At 63.5% G+C, this 19,503-nt stretch carries 18 protein-coding genes; 9 read left to right on the top strand and 9 right to left on the bottom strand.

Going from position 1 to position 19,503, the window contains the following annotated elements; genetic code table 11:
* The first annotated feature begins 66 nt into the window (after positions 1-66).
* The gene (locus AC1DVS_RS07100) at positions 67-564 is read left to right on the top strand and encodes a hypothetical protein (protein ID WP_478021606.1); all 498 of its coding nucleotides are present in this window, start codon (positions 67-69) and stop codon (positions 562-564) included.
* Here AC1DVS_RS07100 and AC1DVS_RS07095 read toward each other — a convergent pair.
* Together AC1DVS_RS07095 and AC1DVS_RS07090 are read right to left on the bottom strand one after the other, a co-directional pair.
* Positions 546-1,001, bottom strand: coding sequence for a GNAT family N-acetyltransferase (locus AC1DVS_RS07095; RefSeq protein ID WP_478021604.1), 456 nt, complete (start codon positions 999-1,001; stop codon positions 546-548). The genes AC1DVS_RS07100 and AC1DVS_RS07095 overlap by 19 nt on opposite strands.
* Position 1,002: 1 nt before the next feature.
* Positions 1,003-1,494, bottom strand: coding sequence for an SH3 domain-containing protein (locus AC1DVS_RS07090; protein ID WP_478021603.1), 492 nt, complete (start codon positions 1,492-1,494; stop codon positions 1,003-1,005).
* A gap of 96 nt (positions 1,495-1,590) precedes the next feature.
* Here AC1DVS_RS07090 and AC1DVS_RS07085 point away from each other — a divergent pair, with 96 nt between their 5' ends.
* A complete protein-coding gene (locus AC1DVS_RS07085; protein ID WP_478021602.1) occupies positions 1,591-2,589 on the top strand; it encodes a 2-hydroxyacid dehydrogenase in 999 nt (332 codons plus the stop codon).
* Between the two features lie 39 nt (positions 2,590-2,628).
* On the opposite strand, the gene AC1DVS_RS07080 is transcribed toward AC1DVS_RS07085, so the two are convergent.
* Both AC1DVS_RS07080 and AC1DVS_RS07075 read right to left on the bottom strand, forming a co-directional pair.
* On the bottom strand, positions 2,629-2,973 hold the full coding sequence (locus AC1DVS_RS07080; protein WP_478021600.1) for a hypothetical protein: 345 nt from the start codon (positions 2,971-2,973) through the stop codon (positions 2,629-2,631).
* A gap of 249 nt (positions 2,974-3,222) precedes the next feature.
* Entirely contained in the window at positions 3,223-3,930 is a 708-nt protein-coding gene (locus tag AC1DVS_RS07075; RefSeq protein ID WP_478021598.1) for a glutamine amidotransferase, read from the bottom strand.
* Positions 3,931-4,148: 218 nt separating this feature from the next.
* Here AC1DVS_RS07075 and ggt point away from each other — a divergent pair, with 218 nt between their 5' ends.
* A complete protein-coding gene (ggt, locus tag AC1DVS_RS07070; RefSeq protein WP_478021597.1) occupies positions 4,149-5,831 on the top strand; it encodes a gamma-glutamyltransferase in 1,683 nt (560 codons plus the stop codon).
* 136 nt (positions 5,832-5,967) lie between these two features.
* On the opposite strand, the gene AC1DVS_RS07065 is transcribed toward ggt, so the two are convergent.
* From AC1DVS_RS07065 to AC1DVS_RS07050, 4 genes are all read right to left on the bottom strand, one after another.
* Entirely contained in the window at positions 5,968-7,371 is a 1,404-nt protein-coding gene (locus AC1DVS_RS07065; RefSeq protein WP_478021595.1) for an NAD(P)H-dependent flavin oxidoreductase, read from the bottom strand.
* A 65-nt stretch (positions 7,372-7,436) separates the two neighbouring features.
* Positions 7,437-8,576: a glycosyltransferase gene (locus tag AC1DVS_RS07060; RefSeq protein WP_478021593.1), complete on the bottom strand. Its 1,140-nt coding sequence runs from the start codon at positions 8,574-8,576 to the stop codon at positions 7,437-7,439.
* Positions 8,577-8,696: 120 nt separating this feature from the next.
* Positions 8,697-9,812, bottom strand: a complete 1,116-nt coding sequence (locus AC1DVS_RS07055; RefSeq protein WP_478021592.1) for a glycoside hydrolase family 130 protein — start codon at positions 9,810-9,812, stop codon at positions 8,697-8,699.
* Between the two features lie 42 nt (positions 9,813-9,854).
* Positions 9,855-10,730 carry an alpha/beta fold hydrolase gene (locus tag AC1DVS_RS07050; protein WP_478021590.1) on the bottom strand — a complete coding sequence of 292 codons (876 nt, stop codon included), beginning with the start codon at positions 10,728-10,730 and terminating at the stop codon, positions 9,855-9,857.
* A 37-nt stretch (positions 10,731-10,767) separates the two neighbouring features.
* Here AC1DVS_RS07050 and AC1DVS_RS07045 point away from each other — a divergent pair, with 37 nt between their 5' ends.
* Positions 10,768-12,135, top strand: a complete 1,368-nt coding sequence (locus AC1DVS_RS07045) for a protein adenylyltransferase SelO (RefSeq protein WP_478021589.1) — start codon at positions 10,768-10,770, stop codon at positions 12,133-12,135.
* A gap of 50 nt (positions 12,136-12,185) precedes the next feature.
* Positions 12,186-13,607: a succinylglutamate-semialdehyde dehydrogenase gene (gene astD, locus AC1DVS_RS07040; RefSeq protein WP_478021588.1), complete on the top strand. Its 1,422-nt coding sequence runs from the start codon at positions 12,186-12,188 to the stop codon at positions 13,605-13,607.
* Between the two features lie 70 nt (positions 13,608-13,677).
* On the opposite strand, the gene AC1DVS_RS07035 is transcribed toward astD, so the two are convergent.
* Complete coding sequence (locus AC1DVS_RS07035; RefSeq protein ID WP_478021586.1) at positions 13,678-14,079, bottom strand: hypothetical protein; 402 nt, start codon at positions 14,077-14,079, stop codon at positions 13,678-13,680.
* Between the two features lie 193 nt (positions 14,080-14,272).
* Between AC1DVS_RS07035 and AC1DVS_RS07030 the strand changes: the two genes are divergently transcribed.
* From AC1DVS_RS07030 to AC1DVS_RS07015, 4 genes are all read left to right on the top strand, one after another.
* Complete coding sequence (locus AC1DVS_RS07030) at positions 14,273-14,746, top strand: low molecular weight protein-tyrosine-phosphatase (protein ID WP_478021585.1); 474 nt, start codon at positions 14,273-14,275, stop codon at positions 14,744-14,746.
* A gap of 149 nt (positions 14,747-14,895) precedes the next feature.
* Entirely contained in the window at positions 14,896-15,168 is a 273-nt protein-coding gene (locus AC1DVS_RS07025) for a hypothetical protein (RefSeq protein ID WP_478021584.1), read from the top strand.
* A 115-nt stretch (positions 15,169-15,283) separates the two neighbouring features.
* Complete coding sequence (locus AC1DVS_RS07020) at positions 15,284-15,961, top strand: DJ-1/PfpI family protein (RefSeq protein WP_478021582.1); 678 nt, start codon at positions 15,284-15,286, stop codon at positions 15,959-15,961.
* 300 nt (positions 15,962-16,261) lie between these two features.
* Positions 16,262-19,393: a TonB-dependent receptor gene (locus AC1DVS_RS07015; protein WP_478021580.1), complete on the top strand. Its 3,132-nt coding sequence runs from the start codon at positions 16,262-16,264 to the stop codon at positions 19,391-19,393.
* Positions 19,394-19,503 lie beyond the last annotated feature (110 nt).

The following is a 19,503-nucleotide window of genomic DNA, read 5'->3' as shown; positions in this document are numbered from 1 at the left end:
GACAGGAGGGCAGTGCTCGGAGCGGGTCTCTGCGCTCTCGTCGCCACGCCTCGGGGGATCGTCGCGATGCCGAAAGACTTACCGCCGGTGCCGTTATGGCGCCCGTCCTTCCAGCAGCCGCTGGACCGGATCATCGATCGCTTTCGCTATTACACCGACGGCAAGAATGATTTCGCAGTGTTCAGAAACGGCACCTGCGCGATCGTCGACAATGGTCTTCCGGAGACGGCGGCAGCTGCGTCGGCGACCGGGATCCTGGCCGAGATATTCGGCTTCCACCCCGATATGAACCCGGCGGACATGGACGACGGCAACATCATGGTTCGCTATAATCACCCCGCCTTCAACGTGGTTCTGTCCGATGTCGCCGCTGCTCACTGGTCCGAGATCGACGCTCATCATCAGCAGGCGCTGACTCCCGATGAAGTCCTGATCACCCCGCTCGGCCCCAACAAATTCGACGATTTCGGGAAAAAAGCCCTGTTCGGCCGATGCTATATGTTCATGGACGCACAGGCACCGCATGTCGTCCGGATCGAGCGCAGTCAGAGCTCCAAAGCGTAATAGCGGCTGAAAATCTGGTCGGTGTAGTCCGCGAATGGACCGCAGGGCTCGAACCCCGCCCGTTCGTACAGCGCCCGCGCCGGCGCGAAGGGTTCGTTCGAACCTGTCTCCAAACTCAACCGCGCATAGCCACGCGCTCTCCCCTCGGCGACGAGATGATCGAGCATCGCCGCCGCCACGCCGCGGCGCAGATGCGCGGGCGCGGTTCGCATCGACTTCAGTTCGCCATGCCCGGCGTCCAGCTCCTTGAGCGCACCGAGCCCGAGCAGATCGTCCCCGTCCCATGCTGACCAGAGCGTCACCGCCGGATGACGCAAGCCACTCAGATCGAGCGCGAACACCGCGCCCGGCGGGGAGTTCTCGAAGGCACTGCGCAGATGAAGGTCGAGCAGCGCGATCACATCGGGGTGAGTCAGGTCGTCGCGAACGATGAGCATCTCAGTTCAGCGTCTCATCGGCGGCCACACCCCAGAGATGGTTCGCCTCGACATAACCGCCCCGCCCGCGCACATCGAAATAGCACCAGCCCCGTGCGCATTTGCTCAAGCGCCCGACCACACCGGGCGCAGCGCGCCACAGGATCTTGCCGCCATAACGCGGCGCATCGCGCAGCTCGGCGATCGTCCCCATCACCAGGCCGGTGCGGGTTTCCGAGATCAACGTGCCCATCATCCAGCCCTGGGTGCCGCTCGGGTCCTCGACCTTTATCCAGGCGCCGCGATCGTAAATGTCGAGCACCTTCACCKGCAGGTCGGCGCGCTGGTACAGCCAGCTAGCGGGATAGGTCTTGGCGGGCCCGGTCCGCATCCGTGCCTTGCCCGCTGAAATCGACGCGAAATAGGGCGTCTTCTTCTGGACGAGCGAGGCGATCGCCGGTGCCGCCAAACCGACGATAACCATCGCAAGCGAGATTTTCGCCGTGAAACGCATACTTGCTCATCCCCTGATCCCGAATTCTTTACCCTGTTTGCGCTGGCCGCTTCAACTACCGTTGACGAGGGCAAAACGCTTCGCCAAGCCGGATTCATGCCCGAAATGAGACGCGTGCCAAACCCCAAGGTCATCGTCACCCGCGAGCTCGCGGATGTGGTGATGGGGCGCATGGAGCAATTGTTCGATACGACGAACAATCGCGGCGACGCGCCGATGGACCAGACGCAGCTCGCGGCGGCCATGGCCGATACCGATGTGTTCGTGCCGACCGTGACCGACGACATCAATGCGGGCCTGATCGAGGGCGCCGGCGAGCGGCTGAAGCTGATCGCCAATTACGGCGCGGGCGTAAACCATATCGACCTCAAGGCAGCGCGGGCGCGTGGCATCATCGTCACTAACACGCCCGGCGTATTGACCGAAGACACAGCCGACATGACGATGGCGCTGATCCTCTCGGTGCCGCGCCGCCTGGCCGAGGGCGAGAAGCTGGTGCGCTCCGGGCAATGGAAAGGCTGGTCGCCGGGCGGCATGCTCGGTCACCGCATCGGCGGCAAGGCGCTGGGTATTGTCGGCATGGGGCGGATCGGCCGCGCGGTCGCGACGCGGGCTCGGGCGTTCGGGCTTTCGATCCATTATCATAACCGTCACCGCCTGCCGGCTTCAGTCGAGGCCGAGTTCGGCGCGACCTGGCACGATACGCTGGACAGCATGCTGGGTCAGATCGACATCCTGACCATCCACACGCCGCGCAACGCCGATAGCGAGAATCTGATCGACGCGCGCCGGATCGGCCTGATGGGTCCGCACGCCTTTCTGATCAACGCGGCGCGCGGCGGCATTGTCGACGAGGACGCGTTGATCGACGCGCTCGAAGCCGGCCGGCTCGCGGGCGCGGGCCTGGACGTCTGGAAGCACGAGCCGCACATCGATCCGCGCCTGCTCGCGCTGCCCAACGTCGTGATGCTGCCGCATATGGGATCGGCCACTTATGAGGGCCGGCTGGCGATGGGCGAGAAGGTGATTGCCAATATCCGGATGTGGGCCGACGGCCACCGTCCGCCGGACCAGGTGCTCGAGGGCTGGGTTTAGGTCGTGAACTCATAAATCGCGAATGACTTGGACTGGTGGTTAGTTGCCGGCAAAATCGACTTGCCTCACATCTCCATCGACGCCCTCCTCAGCCAGCTTTTCCACCAGCCAATCGGCTTCGGCTTTGGTCCCTACGAACAGCGTTGGGAACGATTGCAGCAAAGTGGTCATGTCCGCGAGCGGAAGGGAAAGCAGGCGCTTTGTCGTCGCAATGGCCTTCAGTTTCTCGCCCTCATCGGCACGGACTGACCAAGTGCCTTTTGCCGTAAGCAGTTCTCTTCGAAGATCGGAAGGGGCATCACCGATCCCATCCCCATCCTCCTCGAAGTAGCCAACGGTGGGGCAGCGGACGGAACGGTACCAGCGCAATTTACCGTCGGGCACTGACTGACCGAAAATGGCATGTCCTGCCTGCCCGCAACATGGGCACGTCACTGGAACCGTTTGGCTGTCAGCACTGCTGTTCACCGCCGTAGCTTGCCCCCTCCGGCTGATGTCCGCAACTGGGGCGCCTCTGGTCGTCCGTTGCCGGCCCCGTTTCTACTCGTTCGGCATGGCAGGGACGCCTCGACGGAATCAACGATGTGAAAGAGCGGATCGGGAAACCCGATACTGCCTATTACCACAGCATCGTCAGGGTTGAATCGCCTCGAGGCGCGTCAGCCAATCCGCGATCATCCGCTCCCCCGCGCGCACCGCTGGCGGGCCGAGCCGGTCATGATCCGCCTGCAACGTGGCCGGATCGACACCGGCGCCCCGGATATAGGGCTCGTCAGCCATCCAGTCGTGGAAGCGCGGATCTTCGCCCATCTCGGCGTGGAACTGGAGCGCCAAGATGCTGTCGCCGCGCCGGAATGCCTGATTAGGATAGGCCGGCGTCGAGGCGAGCAACTCGGTGCCTTCCGGCAGGTCGAACGTATCGCCGTGCCAGTGCAGCACGTCCACATCCGCGACATGCCGCAAGGGCGACTCCAGCGCCGCCTCGCTCAGGGTGATGGGAGCGAAACCGACCTCTCGCACGGGCCCTGCGTAAACCCTCGCCCCCAGCGCCGCCGCCAATATCTGGCTGCCCAGGCATACGCCGAGCGTCGGCCGATCGGTCTCTAGTCGTGCGGCAATCGCCGCGATCTCGTCGGGGATCCAGGGATGGGCGTCAGTCTCATACACTCCCATCGGCCCGCCCATCACGACGAGCAGATCGGGCGAGACGAGGTTGAGTGCATCGAAGTCGGTCTGACAGGCGGCGACGCGCTGGATTTCATAACCCGCCCGCTCGATCGGAGCGCGGTAGCCGGCAAGGCCTTCATGGACGACGTGACGGATGACGAGCGCGCGTTTCATGGCGCCACGCTAGAGGACGGGCGCGCGGTCGCAACCCAAGGGTTTCTTCGTCACCGTAAATATGCACCTGCTCAACCTCGTACCGTCCACCAGCCGTTCCGGTGAATGGACCTTCGATCGTCCAGCCAAAAATGGTGGCTGACCGCATCGTTATGCGACACAGTCGCTGACCAGGGAAAATCGGTCACGCTCGGCCGATCACCCGAAAGGCGCTATCCATGTCTCGTGCCGTGCTCCGCGTTGCCCTTTGGTTCCTGCTCGGAGCCGCTTTTCTCCCCACCCCGGTCGAGGCTGCGCCCGAGCCGCAGCTGAAGGCGGGCGCCGTGGCAGCCGCCGATCGCTACGGCGCACAGGCGGCCCGAGAGATATTGCAGGCCGGCGGCAATGCCGTGGATGCCGCCGTCGCGACTGCCTTTGCCCTTGCCGTGACGTATCCCGAGGCCGGTAATCTCGGTGGTGGCGGGTTCATGACTCTCTACATCGACGGCAAACCCTATTTCCTCGATTATCGCGAGACGGCGCCCGCCGCCGCCAGCGCCACCATGTATCTCGATCCGGATGGCCAGGCGATCAGCGACCTAAGCCTCGTCGGCAATATCGCCGTCGGCGTGCCGGGGACGGTGCGTGGCATGGCAGAGGCGCATCGTCGTTTCGGTCGATTGCCCTGGACGCGAGACCTTGCTCCGGCGATCCGGCTTGCGCGGCGCGGTTTCGTGGTGCCCGCAGGCCTCACCGCTGAATATAGGGGCGCGAAGGTTGGTTTCGGCTCAACCAATTTCAGCCGCTATTTCGGCACTGTCGCTGCCGGGCGGATTTTTCGCCAGCCGGAGCTGGCCAATACCCTTGACCGGATCGCCCGGAACGGGGCGCGGGAATTCTATAGCGGCCACACCGCGGACCTTATCGTAGCGCAGATGGCGCGCGGCGCGCGGAAAGGCCTCATCACGCACGCCGATCTCGCAGGCTATGAGGCGCGTTGGCGCGAGCCTGTGCAGGGCCGCTGGCACGGGTTCGACGTGATCACCGCGCCGCCGCCGAGTTCAGGGGGCGTCGGGCTGCTCCAGCTGCTCGACATGAAGGAGGATGCAGCGCCGCTGTTCAAGGACGTGGCACTGAATTCCCCCCATTATGTGCATCTCGTCGCCGAGATCGAGAAGCGGGTTTTTGCCGATCGGGCCGAGTATTTCGGCGATCCCGACTTCGTGAAGGTGCCGGTCGCTCGGCTGACCGACCCCGCCTATCTGGCGCGACGAGCGGCCGAGATCGATCCTGTCCACCCCTCGCGCCTCGTCGCCGTGAAGCCCGGTCTGGAAAAACCGCAAACTACCCATTTCTCGATCGTCGACAAATGGGGCGGCGCGGTCTCCAATACCTATACGCTGAACGGATCATTCGGCGCCGGCGTGGTCGTGGAGGGTGCGGGCTTCCTGCTCAACGACGAAATGGACGATTTCTCGGCAAAGCCGGGCGTGCCCAATCAGTTCGGCGTGGTGGGCGGCGACGCCAATGCAATCGCGCCCGGCAAGCGCCCGCTTTCCTCCATGTCGCCGACGATCCTGACCAGGCATGGCAAGGTGGCGATGGTGATCGGAACCCCGGGCGGATCGCGCATCTTCACCTCGGTGTTCCAGGTGCTGACTAACGTCTATGATTTTCACCTGCCGCTGGCCGCCGCACTGGCGACGCCGCGCTTCCACCATCAGCTGTTGCCCGACAACCTGATCTATGCCGAACCGGCGCTGCCCTTGCCGCCAGCGCTGGTGAGTGCGCTGCCGGGCATGGGCTACCGGGTCGAGACACAGGCCTTTTCGGGCGATATTGCGGCGATCAAGATCGAGGGGCGGGTGCCCGTGGCAGCGGCCGATCCGCGCGCGCGGGGCGTAGCGCTGACAGTGCCCTAGCGGTCAGGGCGAGTCTTCTTCTCCCCTCCCGCTTGCGGGAGGGGTCGGGGGAGGGCTTGTCTCAACGGCCACCGCAGGTGCGGACATGCCCTCCCCTAACCCCTCCCGCAAGCGGGAGGGGGATTAAGTCGCACGCTCAATCCCCGGTCAGGATCCGATCCACCAGCTGCTTCACCGTCGGCACGAACCCGTTCGAATAAAAGGGATCGCGCTTGAAATTATAGGCGCCATGGCCTGCGAACATCAGGTTCTGGTCGATCGGTCCGCCATGGGCGATGTCCTGCAGGGTCTTCTGGATGCAGAAGCTGCGCGGATCGGCGAGGCGGCCGGTGGAGTTGGTCTCGCTATCGGCCCAGGAGGAGAAGGCGCATTGGCTGAGGCAGCCCATGCAATCCGCCTGATCCTTGCGGATAACGCCCTTTTCCTCGGGTGTGACGAACACCAGCGTGTTGTCGGGCGTCTTCAGCGCGTCGGTGAAGCCCTCGCCGAACCATTGCCGCGCGCGGAGCAGGTCGTTGCGCGTCACCCAGAAATTCTTGCCCTTCACGCCGACGTCGAGCTGGAAGACATGGTCGCCGGCCGACTGGGTCGAGAAGGCGATCTGCCGCTCGGAGCGGGCTTCGAGTGCTCGGAGGAAGGGATTGCGGACCGCGCTGGAATAAAAGCCCGTTGGGGAGAAGCGGTGGAGGAGGACCTCGCCTTCGTCGATATTGGTCAGCTTGGCTTTCCAGCCTTCGGGAATCGGGCTTTCCTGCGTGAGGAGCGGGCGGGTGCCGAACTGGAAGGCGATCTGGCCGAGCTCGGGATTGTCGATCCAGTTGCTCCAGTCGCGTAAGTACCAGACGCCGCCGGCCATGATGATCGGCACACTGTCCGGGATGCCACCCTCGCGCATCGTCTCGCGTAGCGCTTTCACGCGGGGATAGGGATCCTCGGGCTTCAACGGGTCTTCGGCGTTGGAGAGGCCGTTATGGCCGCCGGCGAGCCAGGGATCCTCATAAACCACGGCCGCGAGCCATTCGGCCGCTTTTGAATAAGCCCGCTTCCACAGCGCGCGGAAGGCGCGGCCGGAGCTGATGATCGGCAGGTAATGGACGTTGTACGAGGCCGCGATCTCGGAAAGCTTGTAGGGCATGCCGGCACCGCACGTGACGCCGGCGACCTTGCCGCGGGTCCGCTCGAGCACGCCGTGAAGGATGCGCTGGGCGCCGCCCATTTCCCACAGCACGTTGATGTTGATCGCGCCCTTGCCGCCCGAAATATCATAGGCACGCTCGACCTGCTGGACAGCGCCCTCGATGGCGAAGGTGATCAGTTCCTCATGGCGCTCGCGGCGATTGAGCGCCTTGTAGATCTGCGGGATGATCTTGCCGTCGGGATCATAGCTGTCTGCATTGACTGCGGAAACCGTGCCGATACCGCCGGCCGCAGCCCAGGCGCCGGCCGACGCGTGGTTCGTCGCGGCGACGCCTTTACCGCCCTCCACCAGCGGCCAGACTTCCTGGCCGTTATAGATGATGGGCTTCAGACCTTTGAACACACGACCTCCAACTTAACTTACGTTTGATATAGCGTTTGGGTCCCGCTTAGCGAGAAAATTGCGACTCAGCGCAGGCTCCCCGGCCTGGCCATCGCTTCTTCGTATAGCGTCACATACTGGTCGATCATGACAGATTCGTCATATTCGGCGACTGCCTTGGCACGGTTTTGCACGCCGACATAGACGCGTTGGGAAGGTTTGCAGCCAGCGACCGCCTGGAGCGAATCTCTGAGGGCCACTTCGTTCGCCTTGACGATGATGAAGGGACGGTTCTCCTCGGAAACCATCTGCAGGATATCGCCCACTTGCGGCGCCACGATCGGCAGCCCGGCCGCCATGCCTTCCACCACCGAGATCGGGAACTGCTCGCTCTTCGAAGAGAGCGCGAGGATATCGAACAGGCCGATATAGCGATGCGGATCGGGCAGGAAGCCGGGGAGGTGAACGCGGTCCTCCATGCCCATCGCCTCGGCGGCATCGAGAATGTGCTGGCGTTCCGGCCCTTCGCCGACGATCACCAGCCGGACCCGCGCCGAGACGCCGCCGGCAGCCCGGACCAGCGCCGGCAGGTCCTTGACCGCGCGTAAGCCAGCGACGGCGCCGATCACCACCTCGCCGGGTCGGCGGCGGAATCCCGGGATCGCCTTGGGATCGGGTTTGGCCTGGTACAGGCTGGTGGCGATGCCGTTGGCGATGCGGCGGACGCGGGCGCGCGGCTGTTTCCAGGTCTGCAAGGCGATCGTCTCGAGGGTTTCGGATGGGACCACCAGCGCATGCGCTGCGGGGAGCGCGACGCGGCGATAGATGTTGCGCTCGATCTTCAGTCCATCGGCTTCGTCGGCGTTGAAGCCGTCCTCATGGTGGATGACCGGCGGCGAACCCTTGGGGAAGGCACGCCGCGCCATCACCCCGTCGATCGCGCCCCAATTATAGGTCAGCACGAGATCGAAGCGGCGCATATAGCGGGCGATCGCCTCATAGCGGCCGACCGAGGGCCGGCCGGTCAGCGGGGGCGGATTCTGCGCGATCTCGTAGGTGATGCCCGGCGCGATCGCATCGCGCGCGCTGAGCTGATCGGGCACGCCGGAGACGATGGTGTGGCGGGCGCGATCGCCAAAACTATTCATCAACCGAACCGCCCGCGCCTCCTTGCCGCCAAGGCTGAAGCTCGAATGGAGGTGCAGGATGTTGACGGGGGGTGGCATTATGGGTGCGCGTTAGCGGGAAATGTAGCGGGCGTCATTACGCTCTTCTTCCTCCCCTCCCCTTCTGCTTCTTGTCCCCCTCCCGCAAGCGGGAGGGGAGCTAGAAGGAAGCGCGAGTGCCTAGGAGAACACTCCCTTCGGCACGTGCGTGATCCGGCACGCGAGATCTGCCTCTCCACTGGCCACGACATAATGATCGCCGCCATCGGCTATCCCGGTCGTGAAGACCACATTGTCGAGATACATCAGCGCCTTTAGCGGCTCCGTCAGCGCGGGTGCGGCTTCGATCAGGGGATCGTGACTGGTGCGCAGGACCTTCGACGGATCGTCGCGGTCCATCAGCGACCAATAGGTGCGGTAGATGCCGACCACCCCCAGCGGCTCGACGCCGTGCCACAGGCTGAGCCAGCCATCGTCCGTGAGGATCGGCGGTGTGCCGCCGCCCATCCGTGCGGTCGCGACGGTGGCTGAGTGCGGCCGGATACCGGGCTTGTCATAGGGCTTCCAATGTAGCGCGTCGGGCGAGCTGGCGAGGTTGATCGACGGGCCGGCGCGCCACTCGCTGCCGGGCGGATAGGCGAAATAGAGATCGCCGAGCGGCCGGGTCTGCGCCCAGTATTTGCCGCCAATCAGCCCTTCGAAGATCAGCATGTCCTTGTTTTGATGATCGAGCACGATGCCTTCGAGCGTCCACTCCATCGCGTCGTCAGAGGTGTAGAGCGTAGTCGAATGGCGTTCGGGGCTGACCGAGCAGGTCGTCATCAGATAGCGATCGCCGACCTTGCTGATCCGCGCATCCTCGACACCATAGCATTGATAGGGCGCGCGCGGGGCGATGGCGCGATCATAATGCACCGCGACCACGCCGCGCCCGTCGGCCGAGAGCTCGACCGGCAGCAGCCAGGACAGGGAGGTCAGCGCCATCACCTTCCAGCCGGCGGGGCGCATCATAAACTTGCGCGGATCCGAGGTATCGACGAATTCGAGCGGCCAGGCGTCGAGCGTGTAGTCGCCGTCATCCCAGCGGATCGCGCGGATATGTCCGTCCGAGATCGGCGTCCGCAGTGCCTCGGCGATGCGGACCATCAGCAGCAGATTGCCATTGGGCAACCGCGTCATGCCGGGGTTGAAGGCGCCGAGCACATAGGTCTCGGCGTCGATCTTTCCGGCGAGCGGCGAGCGCGACAGATCAACGTCGCGCGGATCGAAAACGAGGCGATCGAAAGGAAAACTCATGCCTTGGCCTCAATGCAGGGACAGTGAGCGGGAGAGACGCATTCAGGCGATGGCGGGTTCCGTCACGATGCGGGCCAGCAGCCGGTCGATAGCGCTGACTGCATCTGGCTCGCCGAGCGTCGGTGTGTGGCCGACGCCGGGGACCGTCACCAGCTCGGCGTGATCGAGCGCCTTCACCATGCGATCCGCGGTAGCCACGCCGAGCACGTCCGAACGCTGGCCGCGCAGGATGAGAACGGGCACGGTCTTCAACTGCTCCAGCGCGTGCCACATGTCAGGCCCGGCCTCGTTGCCCGGCACCCGGAAGGGCTCGGCGATCTTCATGTCGTAATCGAGCACGATCCGGCCCGAACTGTTGAGGCGGTAGATCCGCTTGGCCATCGCCAGCCAGTCCTCGATCTCATAGCCGGGATAGACTTCGCTATTGGCGTCGGCGACCGCGCGGGCGGCGTGCATCCAGGTCGGCCAGGTGTTCGACTTGCCGACATAGCCGCGAATGCGCCCAAGCCCGGCAGGCTCGATCTCGGGCCCGACGTCGTTTAGCAATGCCCCGGCAATACGGCCCGGTGCCGCCGCAGCAAGCAGCATGGTGACGATGCCGCCAAGCGACGTGCCGAAGGCGATGACCTTGGGCAGCGCGAGCTCGTCGAGCAGGGCCTGAACGTCCCGCACATAAGTCGGCGGGATATAGCTCATCGGGTCCTTGGCATATTCGCTCTTGCCGCGGCCGCGGAAGCTGACCGCGATCACCCGCCATTCGGGGGACAGCCGCACGGCCAGATCCTCGAAATCGCGCGCATTGCGGGTCAGGCCGGGCATGCAGAGGATCGGGGGGCGGTCTTCGCGCCCCGGATAGTCGCGATAATGCAGCTTCAGCCCGTCTTCCGATACCCAATAACGATTTTCATATGCGGGCATGGTTGCGTCCTGCGGTTGGCAACTCCCATATCGCTGGATGATCAAGCGCCCGCAAGCATATCGGCCCGAAACCGCGATCCTGGAACTGGGGGAGCGTTTCTATGATCCCGTCATGGCCGCCGACTTCCCGGAAACCCGGCTGCGCTTCCGCAACGACCGGGCCGCAGCGAGCGTCGGCCTTGAGGGCCTGAGCGAGGCTGAGTGGATCTCCCATTTCGGGCGGTTCGTGCCGATGGAGGGCAGTCTCCCCCAGCCGCTGGCGCTGCGTTATCACGGCCATCAGTTCCGCGTGTACAATCCCGAGATCGGCGACGGCCGCGGCTTCCTGTTCGCGCAGATGCGCGATGATCGCGACCGGCTGATGGACCTCGGCACCAAGGGATCGGGCCAAACGCCGTGGAGCCGCTTCGGCGACGGCCGTCTGACGCTGAAGGGCGGCGCGCGCGAAGTGCTGGCGACCGAAATGCTCGAGGCGCTCGGCGTCGAGACCTCGCGAACCTTCTCGCTGATCGAGACTGGCGAGGCGCTGGAGCGCGGCGACGAGCCCTCCCCTACCCGCTCAGCCGTGCTGGTGCGGCTGAGCCACGGCCATATCCGGATCGGCACCTTCCAACGCCTCGCTTATGAGCGCGATGAAGAGGGGATGCGGCGGCTGATAGCCTATGTGCTGCGCCATTATTATGGCGAGGAGGCAGGGGAAGACGGCGCGGTGCGGCTGTTGCAGCATGTCGTCGCCCGCACCGCGAAGCTCGCCGCAAGCTATATGGCGGCCGGCTTCGTGCACGGCGTGCTCAACAGCGACAATATCAACGTGACCGGCGAGAGCTTCGATTATGGCCCCTGGCGCTTCGCCCCGACCTGGGATCCGGGCTTCACCGCCGCTTATTTCGATCATGCCGGGCTCTACGCCTTTGGCCGCCAGCCCGAGGCGATCCACTGGGATGCGATGCAGCTCGCAGTGGCGCTGAGGACGGTGGTCGACGCGCCGCCGCTGATCGCGGTGCTGGAGACATTCGGCGAGCGCTATCAGCCGGCGGTTTCGGGTGCGATCCTGTGGCGGCTCGGGGTGCAGCCACTCGACGCCCAAAGCGACCGCAAGCTGGTGCAGGCGATCGAGGGCGGGTTGCGGACTGAGGAAGCGTCGATCGACCGCTTCTTCTTCGACGGTTTCGGCGGTGTGCTGCCGGAAACCTATGGCGCCGGTTTCGACGAGGCGCGGGCGATCCTCGCCGGCTATCAGCCGCGGGCGACGCGTGACCATGTTTATTGGCAGGGCGAACCCTGTTCGATGCTGATCGACGAGGTCGAAGCGATCTGGTCGGCGATCGACCAGCGGGACGACTGGTCCCCATTCGAGGCCAAGATCGCGAAGATTCGCGAAATGGGTACGGCATTAATCTCCTGATTTCCGCGTCCCAGTGGAATTCTTCAAAAAACTAAGGCAAGAGCCCATCGATGTCGTCCGAGATCATTTCGACTGAACCCGCAACCGGCGCGATCCTCTGGCGGCACCCGATCGGCGATGTCGATGCGGAGGTCGCGATGGCCCGCGCCAGCTGGGCCGATTGGGCATCGCGCTCGCTGACCTATCGCATCGAGGCATTGCGTCGTTTCACCAATGTGGTGCGCGCGCGCACCGATGACTTTGCCGACCTGATCGCGCGCGAGACCGGCAAACCGCTCTGGGAAGCGCGGACCGAAGTCGATTCAGTGATCGCCAAGGTCAATATCTCGGTCAACGCTTATGCCGAGCGCACCTCGCAGCGGAAGCTCGATTCACCGATGGGATCGAGCATGGCGGTCCGGCACAAGCCGCACGGCGTGCTTGCGGTGCTCGGGCCCTATAATTTCCCGGCGCATTTGCCGAACGGGCACATCGTCCCCGCGCTGCTCGCCGGCAATGCGGTGGTGTTCAAGCCGTCGGAAAAGACCCCGGCGGTGGGCAAATTCCTGGTCGACTGCTTTCATGCCGCCGGCGTGCACGAAGGCTGCATCCGCGTGCTGATCGGCGGCCCGGCCGAGGGCAAGGCGCTCGCCGCGCATGACGGGATCGACGGGCTGCTGTTCACCGGATCGGCGCATACCGGCGTGGCGCTCAATCGCGCTTTCGCCAATCGGCCGGAGAAGATCCTTGCGCTCGAAATGGGCGGCAACAACCCGATCGTCGTGTGGGATTCGCCCGACCTCCAGGCTACCGCGACGATCATCGTGCAATCCGCCTTTACCAGCGCAGGGCAGCGCTGCACCGCCGCGCGCCGGCTGATCGTCGACGAGCGGATTTACGATCCGCTGATCGCCGAAGTGAACAAACTGGTCGCCCGGATCATCGTCGACGAGCCGCATGCGAAGCCGCAGCCTTTCATGGGGCCGGTAATCGACAATCAATCCGCCGACATGCTGACGGAGAGCTTTGTCGAACTGATGACACGCGGCGGCCATGTGATCCGGCATCTCGAACGGCCGTTCGAGAATCTGCCGTTCCTGAAGCCGGCCCTGATCGATACAACGGACGTGGCCGAGCGGCCCGATATCGAATTGTTCGGCCCGATCCTGCAGGTGATACGCGCCAAGACGTTCGAGGATGCCATCGCCGAGGCGAACAATACGCGCTACGGGCTTTCGGCCTCGCTGCTGAGCCAGGACCCGGCGCTCTACGACCAGTTCTGGGCCAATGCGCGTGCCGGCATCATCAACTGGAACAAGCCGACCAACGGCGCGTCGTCGGGCGCGCCGTTCGGCGGCATCGGCTGGTCGGGCAATCATCGGCCAAGCGCCTATTATGCGGCGGATTATTGCGCCTATCCGGTGGTCTCGTCCGAGTCCGAACAGGCCAGAGCTTCGATCGGCGTCGGGCTGACGGAATATAAGGTCGATTGACGGCTGCGCGGCTGCCGATTTGATGTTCGCGCAAAGGCACGAAGTGGTTACGCGAGAGGGATATTCTTCTTCATCGCGCATCGCTCGACACCCTTGGCTGCGCAGGATGTATCCGCACGGAGGCCCTCTTTGCGCCTTCGCGCGAACCAACTCTTCGCTCCCCCAGAAGCGAGACCCGAGTTTCGAACGATTTCGACGACGCAGAAAATGGCAGTTTCTCCCTGTTATCGCCACGGAACAGGGAAAGAACAGGGAAGAAAAAACTTTTCGGGCCGTTTTTGCCCAATTTGTTGGATATATTCTCCTTTCTGATCAGTGGCTTGAATGCCATTCTCCCTGTTATTCGATAACAGGGAGACGTGTTGGAGATAACAGGGAGGCCTGTTGGAATTAACAGGGAGCGGCCTTCACCGAACAGGGTGGCTTGATTCAACAGCGGCGTGAAATCGGCTTTTATGCGGTTCTTCATCATCGGAGAGAACTGACATGACCCCGGATAAGTTTGAATCGAGCGAAAAGCCCGGGCGGTGATAACGCGTCTGCGGCACCCACGGCGGAGGCCCCGTAATCCGCTCAGGCGAACCCGTCGGCTCCCACTGGATGATGCATGAGGATGGTTGTGCGCCGGAATAGCCGGGCGATCCTCAACCAGCTATGCGCCGGTCATGCCTGACCAGACCAAACCCGCGATCCTGTTCGTATGCCTGGGCAATATCTGCCGTTCACCGCTTGCCGAGGCGGCCCTGCGCGCCGAGGCTGAAAAGGCCGGCTTCGCGATCGAGATCGATTCCGCCGGGACCGGCGACTGGCATATCGGCCACCCGCCTGACCGGCGCGCCGAGGCAACCGCGCGCCGCCACGGCATGGAGATCGGGCATTATCAGGCGCGGCAGGTCGAGCCCCAGGACTTCCGGCGCTTTACCCATATCTTTGCGCTGGACGCCGACAATCTGCGCAACCTCCGGGCGATTGCTCCCGCCGATGCGACGGCCAAAGTCGGTCTGCTCATGGACGTGGTTCCGGGCCGCCAGGGGCAGGCCGTGAAGGATCCCTATTATGGCGGCGAGGAGGGATTCGAGACGACCTGGTCCGATGTCAGCGCGGCGGCACGTGCGCTGGTCGCGGAGTTGAAAGCGTGAGCCCTGCGCTCATTGCCCGCCAGGATTCATGAACGATAGACCCAAGGGCGCGTTCTACGAATTCGGCCGCCGATCACAGATCGGTAGCCCTGCTGGATATCGGGCGTTACCGCGCTAGGATCACGCCGAATCACAGCAGGAAGCCAGCAATGCCCGCAGACCGAATGGACATCGATCTCTCCACCATCCTCGACAATGTTGATGAGCAACTCGTCGAATTTACCGGCGAGGTCGATGGCGACGAATATGAGTTCGCCGTTCAATATGCGGTTCTCGAGGCTCTCAGCGGCGACGCACCCGAGGATGATGCGGTCGACATGTTCAACCGGTTCAGCGACACGATTGCCGAGGCTGGCCTTGCCGCGCTCGCGCGCAACAGCGACCAGGCCCTGATCGTCATCAGCGAAAACGACCTGGAATAACCTCCTGGGCCGGCTCGCTTCGGAATAGCCGTTCTGGTTGCAAGTGCCCCTGTGGGCATTTTGCCGATCCGGTATGAAAGCCGGATTGGAAATGGACGGTCGGGGAGAGTCCGGGATGAAGGCCAAAGCCACAACAGCGCGCAAGCTGCTCGTCGGCATGCCCGTTTACGAGGCGGTCGACATGCTGGATGTCACCGGCCCTTATGAGATGCTTAGCTGGGCCGGCATCGACGTCGAGTTGGTCGCGGCGAAGAAGGGCATGTACTGCTTTCGCAATGGCTTCCGCTTCGAGGTGACCAAAAGCTTCGCCAAGGCCAGCCGCTATGACGTGCTGTGGGTGCCCGGCGGCGATCCCGCCGCGCTGAACCTGCTGATGAAGGACAAGAAGTTCCTCCGCTTCCTTCGCGCCAAGGCAGCGGAGACGCCGCTGGTTGCCTCAGTATGCGAGGGCGCGATGTTGCTGGCGGCCGCCGGCCTGCTCGACGGCTATGAGGCGACGACCCACTGGGCGTTCATCCCCTGCCTCAAGCGCTATCAAAAGGTGAAGGTCGTCGAGGGCCATCCCCGCTATCATCTCGATCGCGACCGGCTGACCGGCGGCGGCATTTCCTCCGGGCTCGACGAAACGCTGAAGCTGATCGAAATCCTGCAGGGAACCGACGCCGCCAAGGCGGTCCAGCTCTCCACTCAATATTTCCCCTGCCCCCCGGTCAGCGGCATCATCCCGCCCAGCGACTCGTGTCCGCTTGACGACGCGGGCATGGTCACACCTCCCTGCAAGGACGCCCCATAACGGGCGCGCGGAAAGCTGCTCGCAGGGCCGCGACATGCCGTTTCGTGGTCCTATAGAGCCGCTTCGCATCGCCGACAGACCGCTCCGCAACACCAAGGCGGGCGCAGAGCGTGCCCTTTTTGTCACGTTCCAGGTTATTCGATCCAAGGTGGTGATAGTTATGTCAGAAAGTTCATGAAGCCGCGTTGACAACGTCGGACTTTTTGATACCGATAACATCGAGCCGGACCAAACCTGCTCGGCAAAAATCAAAAAGGTGATCAGTCGCGGTCATACGCACTGGCCCAGGAGAGGGGACTTATGAAAAGCTTTTCACGTTCGTCGACGCTCGCCCGCTCAACGTCCGCGATCGCGGTCGCGGTATGCATGATGCTGCCCGGCGCGGCGCTGGCGCAGGCAGCAGCCACTCCGGCAGCAGCGGCAAGCCAGGACGAGACCGCCGGCCCGGATATTGTCGTCACCGGCATTCGCGCCAGCCTTGAGCGCTCGATCGATATCAAGCGCAACTCCACCGGTGTTGTCGATGCGATCTCGTCCGAAGACATCGGCAAGTTCCCTGACACCAACCTCGCCGAGTCGCTTCAGCGCGTCACCGGCGTGTCGATCAACCGCGTCAACGGTGAAGGCTCGCAGGTCACCGTTCGCGGCTTTGGCCCAGGCTACAACCTCGTCACGCTGAACGGCCGCACGCTCGCGGCGACCGACATCGGCGTGGTCGGCGGCGATGGCGGTGCCGACGGTGCGACCGGCACCAGCCGCTCCTTCAACTTCGACAATCTCGCATCAGAGTCCGTGCGCACGCTCGAAGTGTACAAAACGGCTCGCGCGGCGGTGCCGTCGGGCGGAATCGGTGCGACGATCAACGTCGTCACACGGCGGCCGCTGGACAGCGGCCATAGCGGCCTTTCGGGCAGCATCGGCGCCAAGGCGGTATATGATTCGAGCAGCAGCGACTGCATCAGCTGCGGCAGCCATGTGACCCCGGAAGTGACCGGCCTGCTCAGCTGGGCGGATGATTCCGAAACCTTCGGCGTGACGCTGTTCGGCGGCTACCAGAAGCGCAACTTCTCGGTGGCCAGCACGGGCGGCAATGACTGGAACATCATCCCCTACTCGACCTTCCTCGGCTACACGACACCGACGACCCAGATCACCGGGGCGCCGACCAACCCCAACACATTGGTTGCGGTGCCGAACGACAGCCGTTCGGACTTTTCCGAGGATAGCCGCGAGCGCATCAATGGCCAGGCGGTCGTTCAGTTCAAGCCGAGCGACTCGTTCACCATTACCGCGGACGCCTTGTATGCGCGGAACCGGCAGAGCGAGCGGCGCAGCGACTCGGGCAACTGGTTCAACCGGCCGTTCGATGTCGTCAAATTCGACGGCAACTCGGTCATCAATAGCGCGACCTACCTGCACGAGGTGCTGAGCCCGACCAAGGACGGCCCTGGATCGGAAAATCAGTATCGTGCCACCAAGGCAACGCTCCAGGATTACGGCCTGAACCTCGCATGGGACGTCAGCGACACTTTCCATGTCAAGCTCGATGGCCATATCAGCCTTGCCGACACGCTGCCTGACAATCCGAACGGTGCCACGTCGACGCTGGTCGCGATGGCCGGCTATGGTGTCCACGATCACTCGGTCGATTACAGCAGCGGCGTGCCGGTGCAGATCTTCGATTTCCAGGACACCGCAGCAGTGGCCGGAAGCACCCGGCAGGGCAACCGCAACGGCACGCTTGACGTCGGCGATCTCGGTACCCAGGTCGGCCGCACCTACACGTCCACCCAGACCCAGCGCCTCAAGGAAATTCGCCTCGATGCCGGCTGGGATCTCGGCGGCGGCAGCCGCTTCGATTTCGGTGGCGACTATCGCACCTCCAAGGTGCGCTCAACTCAGGTTTCGACCTATCAGCCTCTGGGTGACTGGGGTGTCGCCAATCCGGGCGACGTCCAGTCGCTCGCGCCCGGCCAGGTGTTCGAATTCTGCCTTCCCTGCAAATTCCACGACCTCAATCTGCAGGCTACCGGGAACGCGCTGAAGGCGTTCCGCACCGAGGATGCGGCGAAGCTCTACAGCACGCTGACCACGCACTTCGCGGCACCGAGCGTCAACAGCCAGGACAATCGGGTCCAGGAGAATATCTGGGCCGCTTATGGGCAGCTCACCTGGTCCGGCAAGCTTGCCAACATGAACGCGAGCCTCGTTGCCGGCCTCCGGTGGGAGCATACCAAGTCGACATCGACGTCAATCCAGCCGGTCCCGCTTTCGATCCGCTGGGACGCGGACAATGATTTCACGGTGCTTGCCTCGAGCGTGCTGCAATCGCTCACTCAGAGGTCGGAATACAGCAACGTGATGCCGTCGATGGATTTCCGGCTTGAATTCACTGACAGGCTGGTCGGCCGCCTTTCGTTCGGCCGGACGATCGCCCGCACTGACTATAGCAACCTGTTCTCCGCCACGACCGTGGGCGGGCCCAGCCGACCGATTGCAATCGGGGGCATCCCGTCAGCGAACTCGGGGAACCCGTCGCTGATCCCACTGGTGTCCGACAATATCGATGCGTCGCTTGAATATTACATCAAGCCCGGCAGCTATCTGTCGTTTGGTGTCTTCGACAAGCGCGTCAAGAATTTCGTCGGCACGGGCATCAGCACTACGCCGCTGTTCGGGCTGAAGGATCCGAGTTCGGGCGCGGCTGGATCTCGCTCCGGGAACGCCAAGACCGCGTTGACCGGGCTTGGGGCTGACATCACCGACGTGAATCTGTTCACGATGACGGCGCTGATCGACCAGACCGGCTCGACCGCTGCGGCTACAGCCCAGTTCGCAGCGCACTATAATACGGCGACCCGCTCGCTCGAGCAGTCCTATGTCGACACGATCCTCACGGCGTACAATATCACCGGAAACGCAGCCGACCCGGACTATCAGTTCGCGCTCAGCAGGCCGATCAACAATCGCGAGGTCGAAGTGTGGGGCTTCGAAGTCGCCGGTTCCTACTTCCTCGGCAATACCGGTCTCGGCGTCGCGGCGGCCTACACCTACGTCCGCTCGAACGCCAAGTTCGACAATGGTGCCAATCCCAGCATCGACCAGTTCGCGCTGGCCGGGCTGAGCGATACGGCGAACGTCACGCTGATCTACGACAAGCACGGGATTTCGGCGCGCCTCGCCTATAACTGGCGGGCGAAGTTCCTTGCGAGGCTGAACAACGACAGCTTCAAGAGCCCGCTCTACACCGAGCCACATGGTCAGTTCGACCTGAACCTGGCCTACGATATCACGCCGCACATCGCGGTGTCGTTCGAAGCCATCAACATCACCGAAAAGGGTATCCGCCAATATGGCCGTACCCCGGTCCAGCTGTTCTTCGCACAGGAGCAGCAGCGCCGCTTCATGCTTGGAGCACGCTACAAGTTCTAAGCCTGGACATTCGATCCGTGATAAAGGGGGAAAGGCCGCTGTTCGCAGCGGCCTTTTTTCCGCCACCGCTACATCGATGTCGGCATATCCCAGATCGGGTTGAGCACGTC

It is taken from the genome of Sphingomonas sp. P3_C5, from assembly GCF_056402635.1.
The sequence above is the reverse complement of the archived record's forward strand: the minus strand, read 5'-3'. Positions and strand labels throughout refer to the sequence as shown.

Coding starts and splice junctions, on each gene's coding strand:
- astD (WP_478021588.1), top strand. CDS start 12,186: ATGTCGTCCGAGATCATTTCGACTGAACCCGCAACCGGCGCGATCCTC.
- AC1DVS_RS07020 (WP_478021582.1), top strand. CDS start 15,284: ATGAAGGCCAAAGCCACAACAGCGCGCAAGCTGCTCGTCGGCATGCCC.
- AC1DVS_RS07095 (WP_478021604.1), bottom strand. CDS start 1,001: ATGCTCATCGTTCGCGACGACCTGACTCACCCCGATGTGATCGCGCTG.
- AC1DVS_RS07050 (WP_478021590.1), bottom strand. CDS start 10,730: ATGCCCGCATATGAAAATCGTTATTGGGTATCGGAAGACGGGCTGAAG.
- AC1DVS_RS07085 (WP_478021602.1), top strand. CDS start 1,591: ATGCCCGAAATGAGACGCGTGCCAAACCCCAAGGTCATCGTCACCCGC.
- AC1DVS_RS07045 (WP_478021589.1), top strand. CDS start 10,768: ATGATCAAGCGCCCGCAAGCATATCGGCCCGAAACCGCGATCCTGGAA.
- AC1DVS_RS07025 (WP_478021584.1), top strand. CDS start 14,896: ATGCCCGCAGACCGAATGGACATCGATCTCTCCACCATCCTCGACAAT.
- AC1DVS_RS07060 (WP_478021593.1), bottom strand. CDS start 8,576: ATGCCACCCCCCGTCAACATCCTGCACCTCCATTCGAGCTTCAGCCTT.
- AC1DVS_RS07100 (WP_478021606.1), top strand. CDS start 67: ATGCCGAAAGACTTACCGCCGGTGCCGTTATGGCGCCCGTCCTTCCAG.
- AC1DVS_RS07075 (WP_478021598.1), bottom strand. CDS start 3,930: ATGAAACGCGCGCTCGTCATCCGTCACGTCGTCCATGAAGGCCTTGCC.
- ggt (WP_478021597.1), top strand. CDS start 4,149: ATGTCTCGTGCCGTGCTCCGCGTTGCCCTTTGGTTCCTGCTCGGAGCC.
- AC1DVS_RS07035 (WP_478021586.1), bottom strand. CDS start 14,079: ATGATGAAGAACCGCATAAAAGCCGATTTCACGCCGCTGTTGAATCAA.
- AC1DVS_RS07015 (WP_478021580.1), top strand. CDS start 16,262: ATGAAAAGCTTTTCACGTTCGTCGACGCTCGCCCGCTCAACGTCCGCG.
- AC1DVS_RS07030 (WP_478021585.1), top strand. CDS start 14,273: ATGCCTGACCAGACCAAACCCGCGATCCTGTTCGTATGCCTGGGCAAT.
- AC1DVS_RS07055 (WP_478021592.1), bottom strand. CDS start 9,812: ATGAGTTTTCCTTTCGATCGCCTCGTTTTCGATCCGCGCGACGTTGAT.